Annotated in this window: 12 protein-coding genes; 4 read left to right on the top strand and 8 right to left on the bottom strand. The window is 57.5% G+C overall.

Features of this window, described 5'->3' with window-relative positions; all coding sequences use genetic code 11:
* Positions 1–10: 10 nt before the first annotated feature.
* Positions 11–535: a component of SufBCD complex gene (locus GOV87_RS07675; protein WP_171121592.1), complete on the bottom strand. Its 525-nt coding sequence runs from the start codon at positions 533–535 to the stop codon at positions 11–13.
* 120 nt (positions 536–655) lie between these two features.
* Here GOV87_RS07675 and hemB point away from each other — a divergent pair, with 120 nt between their 5' ends.
* The 4 genes from hemB (at position 656) to GOV87_RS07655 (ending at position 5,508) form a co-directional block, all read left to right on the top strand.
* A complete protein-coding gene (gene hemB, locus GOV87_RS07670; protein WP_171211372.1) occupies positions 656–1,654 on the top strand; it encodes a porphobilinogen synthase in 999 nt (332 codons plus the stop codon).
* 140 nt (positions 1,655–1,794) lie between these two features.
* Positions 1,795–2,367 (top strand): YSC84-related protein, encoded by a 573-nt coding sequence (locus GOV87_RS07665; protein ID WP_171121594.1) that lies wholly within the window; start codon positions 1,795–1,797, stop codon positions 2,365–2,367.
* A 174-nt stretch (positions 2,368–2,541) separates the two neighbouring features.
* Positions 2,542–5,004 carry a penicillin acylase family protein gene (locus GOV87_RS07660; RefSeq protein WP_171211371.1) on the top strand — a complete coding sequence of 821 codons (2,463 nt, stop codon included), beginning with the start codon at positions 2,542–2,544 and terminating at the stop codon, positions 5,002–5,004.
* 108 nt (positions 5,005–5,112) lie between these two features.
* Positions 5,113–5,508, top strand: a complete 396-nt coding sequence (locus tag GOV87_RS07655) for a nuclear transport factor 2 family protein (RefSeq protein WP_171211370.1) — start codon at positions 5,113–5,115, stop codon at positions 5,506–5,508.
* Positions 5,509–5,514: 6 nt separating this feature from the next.
* Here GOV87_RS07655 and GOV87_RS07650 read toward each other — a convergent pair whose 3' ends face one another.
* From GOV87_RS07650 to GOV87_RS07620, 7 genes are all read right to left on the bottom strand, one after another.
* Positions 5,515–5,799 carry a putative quinol monooxygenase gene (locus GOV87_RS07650; protein WP_171211369.1) on the bottom strand — a complete coding sequence of 95 codons (285 nt, stop codon included), beginning with the start codon at positions 5,797–5,799 and terminating at the stop codon, positions 5,515–5,517.
* A gap of 16 nt (positions 5,800–5,815) precedes the next feature.
* A complete protein-coding gene (gene hflX / locus GOV87_RS07645; protein WP_171211368.1) occupies positions 5,816–7,087 on the bottom strand; it encodes a GTPase HflX in 1,272 nt (423 codons plus the stop codon).
* The gene (hfq, locus tag GOV87_RS07640; RefSeq protein ID WP_010440340.1) at positions 7,087–7,326 is read right to left on the bottom strand and encodes an RNA chaperone Hfq; all 240 of its coding nucleotides are present in this window, start codon (positions 7,324–7,326) and stop codon (positions 7,087–7,089) included. Before hfq ends, hflX begins: the two co-directional genes overlap by 1 nt.
* A 125-nt stretch (positions 7,327–7,451) precedes the next feature.
* Positions 7,452–8,990: a TrkH family potassium uptake protein gene (locus tag GOV87_RS07635; protein WP_171211367.1), complete on the bottom strand. Its 1,539-nt coding sequence runs from the start codon at positions 8,988–8,990 to the stop codon at positions 7,452–7,454.
* The gene (gene trkA, locus GOV87_RS07630) at positions 8,990–10,366 is read right to left on the bottom strand and encodes a Trk system potassium transporter TrkA (protein WP_171211366.1); all 1,377 of its coding nucleotides are present in this window, start codon (positions 10,364–10,366) and stop codon (positions 8,990–8,992) included. The genes GOV87_RS07635 and trkA overlap by 1 nt, the downstream gene beginning before the upstream one ends.
* A 589-nt stretch (positions 10,367–10,955) precedes the next feature.
* Positions 10,956–12,365 carry a sigma-54 dependent transcriptional regulator gene (locus tag GOV87_RS07625; RefSeq protein ID WP_171211365.1) on the bottom strand — a complete coding sequence of 470 codons (1,410 nt, stop codon included), beginning with the start codon at positions 12,363–12,365 and terminating at the stop codon, positions 10,956–10,958.
* Entirely contained in the window at positions 12,362–14,650 is a 2,289-nt protein-coding gene (locus tag GOV87_RS07620; RefSeq protein ID WP_171211364.1) for a PAS domain-containing sensor histidine kinase, read from the bottom strand. The genes GOV87_RS07625 and GOV87_RS07620 overlap by 4 nt, the downstream gene beginning before the upstream one ends.
* Between the last annotated feature and the right edge of the window lie 53 nt (positions 14,651–14,703).

Raw genomic sequence — 14,703 nt, 5'->3', positions numbered from 1 at the left:
TCCGAATTCTCTATCCCAGAACGCCGATGGAAAAGTTCTGATACATACCCCAAAGCGATGTGATCAAGATCGAAATTATTCCAACGATCTGCGTATAGATTCTGCATCGCGTGAGAATTTTTGACACGACATCCATGCCCGGTTCGGTCCGTTGTAACTTGCGCGCAGCGGAAATGTTGATCAGCATCACCACACAAAGCGGAAACAAAAGCAGAAAGACCGCCTGAGCGAACTCAACTCCGTAGAAAAACCCAAGTATCGCCAGCCCGGTAAAGAAAAAGCAACTTAACGCCAAAATGACCAGCCCGGACACATCCACGATGTATAAAAGCCGGTTCTTGTTGATCCTGACGACGTCCAACAGGTCTTCTTCAGCCTGCCCACCGATGCGGCGTGCGCGAACGACCAGGTCATAAGGAACCCCCATGGCCCAATGGCTGGCCGACGACCATAGAACGGCCAAACCGATCCAATACCAAAGGTTGGAAAAGCTGCGCATGTCGATGAGTTCAAAAATCGAAGAGTATAAGTCCACGCGTCAGCCCTTTGTTCACTGTCCTTAGGGACCCTCTTCGCATCGGCGCGTCCATCGTTACCCTTGAGACTACGCGGAATTCATGCCACCCAATGCGGGAATATTCAAGGAGAGCGCGACATGAAACCGACCAACGCCCCTTTTCCATTGGCTCGTTTCCGTAGAGCGCGGCAATCTCAGGCCATTCGGGGTCTTGTGCGCGAAAACACACTGACCACAGATGACCTGATCTGGCCGGTATTTGTGCGCGACGGCGAAGGGATTGAAGAACCGGTTCCTTCTATGCCTGGTGTTGTACGTCGGTCCGTCGATCTGATTGCGAAGGCCGCAGTCGAAGCGCAAGCGCTTGGAATACCTGCGATCTGCATCTTTCCTTACACTGACCCCAGTCTGAAAACCGAAGACTGTGCCGAGGCGTGGAATCCCGACAACCTGTCGAACCGCGCCATTCGCGCCATCAAATCCGCAGCTCCGGATATTGCTGTTATGACAGATGTGGCATTGGACCCCTACAACATCAACGGTCATGACGGGTATGTCGTCGATGGCGCGATTGTGAACGATGAGACGGTTGAGGCGCTGGTGAAGATGACGCTGGCCCAGGCCGACGCGGGTGCTGACATCATCGGGCCATCTGACATGATGGACGGCCGGATCGGGGAAATGCGCCGCGCGCTGGAATCCGCAGGCCACCAGAATGTGATGATTCTGAGCTACGCCGCCAAATACGCCAGCGCCTTCTATGGTCCGTTCCGAGATGCAGTTGGCGCGTCTGGTGCGCTGACGGGTGACAAGAAGACCTACCAGATGGACCCGGCCAATTCGAACGAGGCCATGCGCCTGATCGAACGTGATCTGACGGAAGGAGCCGACATGGTCATGATCAAGCCGGGCATGCCCTATCTGGACATCTGCCGACGCGTCAAAGACACGTTCGGCGCACCCACTTATGCCTATCAGGTGTCCGGTGAATACGCGATGATTCAGGCCGCTACGCAGAACGGCTGGATCGATGGGGAAAAGGTCATGCTGGAAAGCCTTCTCGCGTTCAAGCGCGCGGGATGTGACGGCATCCTGACCTACTTTGCCCCAGAGGTCGCCCGGCACCTTCAGGGCTAAGACCTCAAACTGTCGCGATAATTCGCCTATTGTGATCGGAGGTGATGCAGCTTTCCCGTGACACGTGGACTCAATAGGCGTATCCTCGCCCATAAGATCGGGAACACCCGACAACTCAGGCAGTCATACAGAGAAAAAACATGAGCAGTTCCAATCCCATTCGACTAAGTCGTCGTGGCTTTGCCTTTGGCATGGCCGGGCTGACCCTAACCGCAGCTTGCGGCAACGGTGTCGGCAACTCGAACGCGGCAACGATCGACGCGCGCGTCGATGCCACGCTGACCGAAATGTATTCACGCTATCCGAACACGGTGGAAATCGCAGAAAAAGCCAACGGCATGCTGGTCATGCCCTTGATAACCGAAGCCGGGTTCGTTTTTGGCGGCGGTTATGGCCGTGGCGCATTGCGGATCAATGGCGCAACCGTGGACTACTATTCTGCCGTAAAAGGCACCGCTGGATTGCAGGTCGGGGCGCAGCAATACGCCCACGTCCTGTTCTTCATGACACAGGACGCGCTGAATGACTTCCGTCGTTCCAGCGGATGGACGGCTGGCGCGGATATCGGCTACGTGGTCAGCGATCAGGGCGACTCTCTTTCGACCAACACAACAACGTTGCGCTCCCCGGTACTGGCCGCCGTTTTCGGTCAGGCGGGTCTGCAGATCGGCGCAACCGTCGATGGCACGAAATACACTCGGATCATCCCGTAACACAGCACTAACCCCCTCAGTGCTTAACCCCTGCCATGGACGTATCTCTGTGGCAGGGGTTTTTCTTTGCGACGTTGCGCAAAGATACACAATCTTCCGGCGTTCCTCTTTCGGTTGGGATGGGCTTCTACTAATCTGACGCCAAACGGAGATAGATAAGAAAATGGGCCTCAGATGGGATTAGTATTTCGTTGGCTGGTGCGCCTCGCCACGGGCCTCGTTCTTCTTAGTCTGGCCGCCGTCATACTGGTCTACTTTCTGGCCAGCCAATCCCTGCCCGAATACGATCAAACCGTCGAGGTACGCGGGCTGACAGCGCCCGTGGAAATCGTGCGCGATACCGCCAATGTGCCGCATATTCTGGGCGAGACTGACCCGGATGTCTTCTTCGGGCTTGGGTACGCACATGCGCAGGACCGTCTGTGGCAAATGACCGTCCTGCGACGCACCGCCCAAGGGCGCTTGTCCGAAGTGTTCGGCGCGCGCACGGTTTCAATCGACAAGTTGCTGCGTCGGCTTGACCTTTACAGCCTCGCCCATCGCTCGGTCGATGTGCAGGACGACTATACCAAGGCTGCGCTGCGCGCTTACGCGGCCGGTGTCAACGCGCGGCTGGACGAAATTAACGAGATGGCGCTTGGGCGTGGCGCGCCCGAAATGTTCCTGTTCAATGCGCCTGTTTCCCCTTGGCAACCCGGTGACAGCCTCGCTGTGATCAAATTGATGAGCCTTCAGTTGTCCGGCCATCTTGAAGACGAAGTGCTGAGGGCGCGCACGTCGCTCATGCTGAACAACTCGGCGCGGCTGGCCGATATCCTGCCCGATGTACCGGGTGCCGGAATTGCGGCCCTGCCCGAATATGCCGCCTTGTTCCCGGGTTTGCCCCGATATGTAGACGGATCGCCGATGCCAGACAGTCCGCTTTCGCCATTCCCGAAACGTGGATTAGCCGGGGCATCAAACGCCTGGACTGCAGCACCATCACGATCGGCCATTGGTGGGACGCTGCTGGCGAACGACCCGCATCTGGGTTTCACTGCACCCGGAGTTTGGTATCTGGCCCGGCTGGAACTTGAAAAAGGTGGCGTCATCGGCGCAACGATTCCGGGCATTCCTTCGGTCATGGCGGGGCGCAGTGATCGGCTGGGATGGGGGCTGACCTCATCTTATCTGGATGATCAGGACGTTCATATTGAACAGCTCAACCCCGACAATCCCGAAGAATACCTGACCCCGGACGGGTACAAGTCATTCCGAACCCGCCCGTCAATCATCGAGATCAAGGATGAGGCGCCCATCACACTGACCCTCCGATGGACGGAGAATGGACCCGTTCTGCCCGGCAGCCACTACGATCTGGGAACCATAACACCGCAGGGCCACGTTGCATCGCTGTCCTGGACGGCCCTAAGTGCGCAAGACACGTCAATGACCGCGTCGATGGCCTTGATGAATTCTGATACCGTGCCGCAGGCGATTGGCGCAGCCGAACTGTTTATCGCGCCATCTCAGAACCTTTCACTGGTGGATAAGGACACGATCGGCATGAAGCTGATCGGGGCCATGCCCAAGCGCGACCAGCACAATCAAAGCCGTGGACGCATCCCCACCCCCGGATGGCTGACCGAGAACCGCTGGCAAGGCCGCCTGCCCTATGCGGACAACCCCGAGTTTGTGGCCCCTGCCGGTGGCATACTGGGCAACACAAACAACAAGGTCATAGACCGCCCCTTCCCCGAGCATGTTTCATATGAATGGGGTGACACGCAGCGCATTCACCGCTGGGAACGCCTAATGCAGTCGCGCGAGGTTCACACGCGTGACAGCTTTATCGAGGCGCAACTGGACACCGTCAGCTTTACCGCCCGCTCGCTGCTGCCCTTGATTGGCGCGGACCTGTGGTTCACCGGAGCATCGGCCCCAGAAGGCACGCCCGAGCGTCAGCGCCAGATCGCGCTGGGATTGCTGGCCGAGTGGAATGGCGAGATGAACGAACATCTGCCCGAACCACTGATCTATGCCGCGTGGCTACGTGCGCTGCAAATCCGCCTGATCTCTGACGAGCTTGGCCCGTTGTCTGCCGATTACAAACATGTTGAGCCGCTGTTCATAGAACGTGTTTACCGCGATATCGACGGCGCGGCAGTATGGTGTGACGTACGTCAAAGTGCGCCCACGGAAACCTGCACCGACATGGCGCGGCTGGCGCTGGACGACGCGCTGATCTGGATTTCAGAAAAATATGGCGGGTCGCTGGAATCCCTGCGCTGGGGCGACGCGCATCAGGCGACCCATGACCACCCGGTTCTGGGCTCGGTCCCGGTTCTGCGATTCTTCGTCAATATCCGCCAATCCACCAGCGGCGGCGACAATACATTGCTGCGTGGGCGCACGTCGGGCGAAGGGCCGGACCCGTTTCAGAACGTGCACGGCGCGGGTTATCGGGGCGTCTATGATTTCGCGGACCCTGACAGTTCGGTCTTCATTACGGCCACCGGTCAATCGGGCCATTTCCTGTCGCGCTACTATGACGATCAGGCGCAACTTTGGCGGCGTGGGGAGTATATTCCGATGTCGCTGGATCTTGATCTGGCCCGTGCAGCGGCCGTTGGTGTGACGAATTTGATCCCGCGCTGATTTCGTCTGTTCGGCAAGACCTTGCCCCTTTTTCACGGTTGCGTGGACGCAGCCCCTTGTTTTGGCTTACGATCCCAGTGGTCATTGATTGGAACCGGGGGGGTATTCATGGCCAGTATTCGGGACACGTTGAACAACCTCGCGCGGGATTACGCAATCGCGTGGAGCTCTGGCGATCCCGAAGCGGTCGCCGGTTTTTTTGCACCGGACGGAACAATCACAGTCAATCGTGGTGATCCGTTTGTCGGACGCTCGGCAATCGCGGATATGGCGCGCGGGTTCTTTGACGAGTTTGTCGACCTAGAAGTTCGATGCGATATGCTGAGATGGGCCGGAACCCACGCAATCTTTGTCTGGACACTGGAAGGGCACCACGCCGAAACCCGCAATCACGTCATCACCCGGGGTTGGGAAGAATGGGACATGACGGCTGACAACAAGGTTCAGTCTTCGATGTGGTGGTACGACGCAGAAGACTATCAGCGGCAGATCGACGGGGTCTGACCCAGCCTACCCCTTGGTAATCTGGTACGAACGAGGGATGCCCTGCGTGATCCCGAACCAGTCCGAGTTTTGCGTGCGTTCCTGATGCGCATCAAACGACGCTTGATCCCGAAACACCTCGTTGACATTAAACCGACCCGGGGTTTCCGCGTCTTCGGTGACTTCGAAGGACAAGCACCCTGGTTCCGCCCGTGTCAGCGCAATATGCTTGGGCAATGCGGCGCGTACTTGCTCAAGACGATCTATCGGTACGTCGATATGACCAGTCAAAAAGACCTTGCTCTCGGACACTGTGCCCCCCGTCAACTCAAAGCGCCGCAAACCGCGCGGCTTGCTTGTCGGTCCACAGAACCGTTATCTGGAACCCGTCCTCTGTCTGCTTTTCGGATCGGACGACGTCCTGACGGAATAGCCACGCGCGCTTGTTGCCTTCGGCAAATCCAAGGGTCAACGTGCTTTCGTGCCGTACGCCCTGCAGTTTGACCGCGATATCGGCCAGTAGCGGCTCTATCCCCTCACCCGTCACTGCGGAAATCGCAAAGATCGCAGGATCGCGATCCGAACGCGCTATGGCGGCTTCGCGATCCTCGTCGCTCAGTAGGTCGATCTTGTTCCAAACCTCAAGCCGCGGACGTTCGTCAACAACCCCAAGCGAGCTCAGGATCGTTTCGACATCCCGCGCCTGTTCGTCCGTTTCGTCATGGCTGATATCGCGCACATGAACAATGATATCAGCGCCCAGAACCTCCTCCAGCGTGGCGCGGAAGGCCGCGACCAGCTCGGTCGGCAGGTTCGAGATGAACCCAACTGTATCCGACAGGATCACCTCGGGGCCATCAGGCAGTTCAACCCGGCGCATAGTCGGGTCCAACGTGGCGAACAACATGTCCTTGGCCATCACCTCTGCCCCAGTCAGCCGGTTGAACAGCGTCGACTTGCCTGCGTTCGTGTAGCCCACTAGCGCAACGATGGGATATGGCACCTTAGCGCGCGCCGCACGGTGCAGGGTGCGGGTCTTGACCACCTTCTGCAATTGGCGACGCAAACGAACAAGCTGTTCGTCAATGGCGCGTCGGTCGGCTTCGATCTGTGTTTCACCCGGACCGCCGACAAATCCCAGCCCGCCCCGCTGCCGTTCAAGGTGGGTCCACGCCCGAACAAGGCGCGTCCGCTGATAGCTGAGCGCAGCCATTTCGACTTGCAGAACACCCTCGCGGGTCCGCGCACGATCGCTGAAAATCTCAAGGATCAGCCCCGTCCGATCAAGGATTTTGACCTTCCAAGCTTTTTCAAGGTTGCGCTGCTGAACAGGGGTAACCGGCCCGTCAATCAGAACCAGTTCGATTTTGTTATCGTGCAGCCGTTCTGCCAGTTCTTCAATCTTGCCGCTGCCGAACAGCAACCCGGGCTGGGCGCGTTGCAGGCGCACGATTTCCGAGCCGACCACGTCAAGGTCGGGCAAAGCGGCAGCCAGTGCCACCGCCTCTTCCAGCGCCGGTTCAGGAACACGGCGCTGTTCATCTGACTTGATTTCCGGATGCAGCACCCAAGCGCGGGTGCGCGTCCTATCGTGTTCCATCAAGAGGCGTCTTCGCCCTCATACAGGCTGATCGGCTGCGACGGCATGATGGTCGAAATCGCGTGCTTGTAGACCAACTGCGACTGTCCGTCGCGGCGCAACAACACGCAGAAGTTATCGAACCAAGTAATCACACCCTGCAATTTCACACCGTTGATCAGGAAAATTGTGACCGGGACCTTTGCTTTCCGTACATTATTCAGGAACGCGTCCTGCAGATTCTGTCTGTCCGAAGCCATATTTTTATAATCTCGCCATTGTTCTTGCTACGCGCTGCGGACCAACGCGCTCCCTCCGGCGGAGTATGGAGTGTCGTTAACCGAGTTTCCAGATGAAAAATAAGACATTCTGCGGGTGTGGATTCTTAGCCCCGCCAAAGTGTTGGCGTTATCAGCGCTACAATCGCCAGTGTTTCAAGCCGACCAATGACCATTGCGGCGCACATTGCCAGCTTGGCGCCTTCCGACAAGTCCACCAGCCGCAGCGGAACATCCGTGGCCAGTTCGATCAACGGCCCGGTCGTACTAAGCGCGGCAACCGTCAAAACCATCGCCTGTTCAAACCCAGCCCCGGTCGCGGCCAGCAGCAAGTTGAAGGCCGCAGCGGTCAGCGCAAACATCATCAAAAAGATCCAAGCGATGAAGGCACCATCGCTTTGGATGCGTCTGTTGCCGCCACCCACCCCACTTACCGAGGACGGATAGATCAGTCGATCAATTTCGCGCGCACCGTTGAGGTACAGGGCAAACACGCGCAACAGTTTGACGCCACCTGCCGTTGTCGCAACGCCCCCGCCAATCAAGGCCAACCCCATCAGGATCAGGCCGGGTGTTCCCAATCCGGACAGTTGCTGCGCATCGTTCCAGTTGGCACTTTCGAATCCTGCAGTCGTGAGAAAGGACAAGGCCGTGAATGTCATGCCCCAGATAACGTTCAACGCCTGCAGCGGCTCCATCGTGTTGCCAATTTCATTCACACCCGCCCACACACGAATGAACAGCAGTATCGCGACCGAAAGGACAATCATCAGCCCGATCCGGAACTCCGGGTCTTTGTCCAGCCGAGAATACCCTGTCATGGCTGTATCGGTCGAAAACGTCAGACGGGAAAGCGCGAAGAAGAGAAACAGAAACAAAATCGCCTCACCGGTAATTCCCGCCTGCGCGCCCTCAAGCCCCCCCACAGGAGAAATGCCGGACGTGGCCATGGTAGACATGGCATGGCAGATCGCGGTCAAACCCTGCTCACCCGCGATCAGCAGAAGCAACCAGATCACTGCCGTCAGACCAGCGTAGACGGGCGTCAGAGTACGCGCGACACGTATCAAACGACCACGCGGATCGACCTTTTCACTCTGCGCCACGCCCGAGACCGGTCGTCCCGGCTGCCCTCGGGCCGTTACTTCGAACCCACCCAGTGACAAGGGTGCCAGAATAGCTGCGGCAGAAATCCACATCAGCAAGCCACCCATCCATCCCACTTGCGCCCGCCATAGATGTAGCGGCGCGGTCAATCGGTCAGGGTCGGGAAAAATGTCCGCTCCGGTCGTCGTCAATGCGCTGACCATGTCGAAATACGCATTCAGGAACGTGGTGTTCCCCAAAGCATCATGCAGCGGGATCGCCAGAAAGATCGGCAGGATTGTAAAACAGGCCAGCAACACAGCCAACTGCCCCAATGTGCCGCGCCGTGGAACCCGGTTGGATGATGCAAGCGCAACGGTTGCAACGACAAACAACCCCAACAACCCCGAATAGAAGAAAGACCGGGACGTGTCGTGGTCATCCAGCGCGAGCGCATAGATCGCGGGGACCCACATCGACAAAGCAGCGATGCCCCAGATGAGCAGGAACAACGGCAATCGCCGCACCAGCCCGATCCTGTGTGCCTGCGCCCGCTCCATCAGAAGAAATCAATCGAGACCTGTAGCAACCGTTCGACCTCGGGCACGTCCTTGGCCATGGCAAAGATGGCGACCACGTCTTTTTCCTCGATCCGCAAGCTGCCGGTTGGCCGAAACAATTCTTCCCCTTTGCGAACCGCGCCAACAAGGACACCTTCGGGAAAGTCGATATCGCGCAACCGCTGCCCCGCCATAGGTGAGGTGGACAGAACCTCAGCCTCGATCACTTCGGCCTCGGCATCGCCGATGGAATAAACCTGCCGAACACGTCCATGGCGAATGTGACGCAGGATCGAGCTGACCGTGGTCGCGCGCGGGTTGATATAGGCATCAATTCCCAAAGGTCCCATCAAAGCGACCATGCTGGGGTCATTGATCAGCGCAATCGCCAGTGCACAGCCTTCGGCCTTGGCGCGCACGGCAGCCAGCATGTTGGCACGGTCGTCGTCGGTGACGGCCAGCATCGCGTCTGCACGTTCAATCCCGGCTTCGCGCAGCAAAGCGGCATCCAATCCGTCGCCATTCAAAACAATCGTACGCTCCAGCGCCTCGGCCGCGAGTTCGGCGCAATTGCGGTCCCGTTCGATGATTTTGGCACGTACGCGGCTTTCGCGTTCTTCCAGCGTGCGGGCAACTTCGAGCCCGACATTGCCGCCGCCGACAATGACGACGCGATCCTGTTTCTTTTGCGCCTTTCCGAACACTTCCATCGTTCGGTCCACGTCTTTGACATTGGCAAAGACATAGCATTCGTCGTCGACGAAAAGTTGGTCCTCGGATTCGGGGGCAAAAAGGGTGCCTTCGCGCCGCACCCCGACGACAACAGAGCTGAGCGTGGAGAATAGATCGGTCAATTGCCGCAAAGGGGTGTTCACAATTGGGCAATCCTCGTCGATGCGAATCCCCAAAAGCTGCGCCTGGCCGTCCATGAACATTTCGGTATCAAAGGCTGAAGGCGCCGAAAGGCGGCGCATGGCGGCGGCTGCGACCTCTCGCTCTGGGCTGATCACCACGTCGATGGGAAGGTGATCCCGGCGATAAAGATCCGAGTGGATCGCCTCAAGATAAGATTTTGACCGCAGTCGCGCGATTTTCCGCTGAATCGAGAATACCGAATGCGCCATTTGGCAGGTGACCATATTCACCTCGTCCGAATGGGTGGCGGCAATGATCATCTCGGCGTCGCGCGCACCTGCGCGTTCCAACACGTCGGGGTAGCTGGCGAACCCGGCGATGCCCTGAACGTCCAGTGTTTCCGTCGCCCGCCGCACGAGGTCCGGGTTATTGTCCACAACTGTAACATCATTCAGTTCACCCGACAGGTGCCGTGCAATCTGCCAGCCAACCTGACCGGCACCGCATATGATGACCTTCATGTTTTTGGCCCTCTTGCCTGAAATCTTTGAATGACAGATGCCCTTATAGCGGTCAATTGAATTGTCATACCCGTGCAATCAAGGCAAGATAACCCTATGAAAACAGTGCTTCGATTGCTTATTCCTGTTCTGACGCTCACCTCCTGCGGCCCACTTTCCATGTATTACCGTGAGGGTGAAAGCGTATCGCGCATGCAAACGGACACGACCGAGTGTCGGGTGCAGGCGGTCAACAACGTGCCGGTCGCCACTCAAGTGCGGCAATCCCCGCCAACATATTGGCCCGGTCGAACCTATTGTCACGGTAACGGAAGATGCTACCGATCGGCTGGATGGTGGCAGCCGGGGCAAGTCTACACCGTGGATGTAAACCAAGGCCTGCGCAACAATGTCGAAGCGCAGTGCATGGCCAGAAAGGGATATCGACCCGTCAGCCTGCCGCCGTGCAGGCAAAATGTGAAGTCACGGGTTCCTGCGCAGCGAACGACACAACTCCCGCCGCTGAGCACCGAGTCGTGTTTCGTCAAATTTAACGACGGCGCGTTTCAGATCATAACCCCCGGGGTACCGGGCTAAAGTCACCGGCAGCTTATTCTGCCGGCTCCGGTTCATCCAATTGCGCGACACGTGCACCCGACTTGTTCGACGTCACAACACCCAGCGATTTCAGCTTGCGGTGCAGCGCGCTGCGCTCCATCCCGACGAAGCTGGCGGTGCGACTGATATTGCCACCGAACCGGTTGATCTGCGTCAGCAGATATTCACGTTCGAACGCCTCGCGCGCCTCACGCAAGGGCAACGTGGCCAATGCACCTGACAGTACGACACGGCCGGAATCGTCCGCTTTCTCATCCTCGGCGGGCAGCTCCTTGGCCTCGATTGGGCCCGTGCCGTCACCCAGGATCAACACCCGTTCGATCAGGTTCTTCAACTGGCGTACATTGCCCGGCCAGGTCATCGTCTGAAGCAGAGCGACGGCTTCCTCAGATATCTCACGCATGGGTAGACCTTGGGATTCATTGCACATTTCGATGAAATGCTGCGCCAGAACCGGGATGTCCTCGCGCCGGTCTTCAAGCGAAGGCACATCAATCGGCACGACGTTCAAACGGTGATACAACTCTTCCCGGAACCGTTCTGCCGCGATCTCTGCGTCAAGATCCTTGTTCGTCGAAGAGATCACCCGCAAATCCACCCGCACCTTGTCAGATCCGCCGACGCGCTGAAACTGCTGATCAACCAATACGCGCAATATCTTGGATTGCGTGCCAAGCGGCATATCCGCAACCTCGTCAAAGTAGACCACGCCCCCATGCGCTTCTTCCAGAAGCCCGGATTCAACACCGCGCTCCGACGACTCTCGTCCGAACAGAACCTCTTCGACCCGCTCAGGTTCGATACCCGCGCAGTTTACAGTCACGAAGGGCGCATTCGCCCGGTTGGAATGGGCGTGAATATAACGCGCCGCGATTTCCTTGCCGGACCCGGCAGGGCCGCTCAACATTACACGGCCATTAGATTTGGTGACTTTGTCCAACTGACTTTGCATCGATCGGAAGGCGGCGGATTTGCCGATCATGTCCGAATTCGTGACCTCTTTACGCTTGAGCGATGCATTCTCGCGGCGCAGGCGCGAGGTTTCCATTGCGCGCCGGATCACCACCATCAATTGATCAATGTTAAAGGGCTTTTCGATAAAGTCATAAGCCCCCTGTTTGATTGCAGCCACCGCAATTTCAATATTCCCGTGCCCCGAGATGATCACCACTGGCACATCGGGATTGTCACGTTTCACAGCCTTGAGGATGTCGATTCCGTCCATGCGGCTGTCCTTTAGCCAGATGTCCAAAATCAAAAGCCCCGGCGGTTCCGAATTGATTGCCGCCATGCACTCGTCCGAGTTGCCAGCCAGCCGGGTTGAATAGCCTTCGTCCTCCAGAATGTCGGACACCAGCTCGCGAATATCGCGTTCGTCATCTGCGATCAGAATGTCACTCATCTTTGGCCTGCTTTCAGTTTGTTTATATGATTTGCCTGCTTTTGTGGCGCAGCCGTCTGGGTAAATTTGCCCCCCGGCAAACGGATAACGGCCATCGCGCCAAAATGGTCCTGTCCGTCAAATGCCGGTGCATCTTCCAACGTCAGCGCACCGCCATGTTCTTCGATAATCTTCTTGACGATAGGAAGTCCCAGACCGGTTCCCTCGTCACGTGTGGTTACGTATGGCTCAAACAGCCGCGCCCGATCTTCGGGCAACCCTATTCCGTTGTCTGCAATGGTGATGATTGTCCCTGCATCATCACAGGTTACATCCACTTTTATCTGTGGTTTGAGATTTTTCGGAGCACCTTTTTTCTTCAAGGTTTCAATCGCTTCTCCGGCATTCTTGATAAGATTGATCAAAGCCTGATTCAGCATCGTCGCGTCCAGATCCGCCACGACTGGGTGGTTCGGAAGCGTTGCATCAATCTGAACGTCGGGCTGACCGGATTGTTGCAGCAACACCGCCTCGCGTACCAGATCGACGACGTTTTCCTCGTGTCGGTCAGGTTCGGGCATACGCGCAAACTTCGAAAACTCGTCCACGATCCGCCTTAGATCATTGGTCTGCCGCACAATCACGTCCGTCATGGATTCGAGGCTGTTGCAATCTTCCTCATCCAGCTTGCGAGAGAATTTGCGTTTGATCCGCTCGGCACTCAGTTGAATTGGGGTCAGCGGATTCTTGATCTCATGCGCAATGCGGCGGGCCACATCACCCCAGGCCGCCATGCGCTGCGCGCTGACCAGATCGGTTACGTCATCAAAGGCCACAACGTAACCTTCCAGACCACCATCCTCGCCCCGCCGGATTGCCATGCGCACCAGAAGGTTCTCCAACCTGCCCTTTCGGGTCACTTTGACCTCGCCCTGAACGGCTTCCTGACCGCTGTCCTTGAGGCTTTCAAACAAAGGAAGAAACTCCGGCACGGCAATACCGATGGCCAGATGTTCTTCCTTACTGGACCAGTCCAAAAGGCGTTCCGCCGACCGGTTCACGAATGTCACGCAACCATCGGAATCCACACCCACAACGCCGGACGTTACAGAGCTGAGGACCGAGTCGAACAGCCGCCGACGCCGCTCAATCTGGCGCGTATTTTCAAGCAGAGTGTCGCGTTGGCCTTTCAGTTGCCGAGTCATCTGGTTGAAATAACGGCCCAGCATGGCGATTTCGTCGTCGCTGGCCTCTTCGATCACCTGCACACTCAAGTCACCCGCCCCAACCCGCTGCGCCGCCGTGGTCAATCGTCCGACAGGGCGTGACAGTCGCTCGGCAAACCACATGCCCAAAGACACAGCCGCCAAAATCAGGATCACCGCAAAGCCCAGATAAAGCAGGCCAAACTCGAACAGTACCCTGCCCCGTTCGTTTTCAAGCTGTTGATAGAACTGGACTGTTTCTTTGGTGTCATCCAACAAGGTAAGCAGTTGCCCGTCTACCTCACGACTGACGTAAAGATAGCGATCCAAATAGGCCTGAAGGGGTACCAAGGCCCGAAACTCGCTGTTTTGCCAATCGGCAATTATCAGCAATCCGGTGTCCGTCGCTTCGATCATCTGCTCAGGCGTAGGGGCTTCGTAGTTGAACAGGTACGAACGATCGCCCCGGGATTTGATCTCGCCACTGCCGTCGATGACGTAAGCCTCGCGCAAGCCTCGCTGAATCTGCGACTGACCCTGCGCCAGAACGGTGCGCAATTCGGCGTCCGAAATGTAGTAATCCCGCGCCCGGGCCGTATCCAAGAACCGCGCCAGAACGGTGGCGTCTTGGGTAAGTCCTTCGCGGTGCTCCTGTTCATAAGCCTCAGCAGCGGTCAAGGACGAGCCTACAACTTCGCGGACGCGGTCCGAGAACCAACCTTCAAGCCCGATATTCACCGTCAGCCCTGCGAAAATCGCGACGGTGACTGTTGGCACCAGCGCCAACAGCGTGAAAGCGCCGATCAGACGCAAATGAAGACGAGAACCCGCGGATTTAGCCCTTCGCGCGGCGATCAGGCTTCCAAGTTGGCTTAGGACCAGTGCCGCAACGACCAGAACATATACCAGGTCAGCCAGCAAGATCAGGCGCAGCGTCGGCGCCGTCGTTCCCAGATCGAATGGACCAATGACGAGGTATGTGGCCAACGCAAGGACGGGGCCCAGCAAAACCAGACCCAAGGTGCTAAAATTGCGCAGCTTTCGTGACTTTCTCCACCGATTGATCGATAGGATCAGCCCGCTCTGTGCCCGGGTTGCCACCGTCTGCCCTCATCCTGATGTGCCGCTTGCGCGGCTTACCGCCATATTTCGTG

Source organism: Ruegeria sp. HKCCA5426 (assembly GCF_013034585.1).
GTDB lineage: Bacteria > Pseudomonadota > Alphaproteobacteria > Rhodobacterales > Rhodobacteraceae > Ruegeria.
The sequence above is the reverse complement of the archived record's forward strand: the minus strand, read 5'-3'. Positions and strand labels throughout refer to the sequence as shown.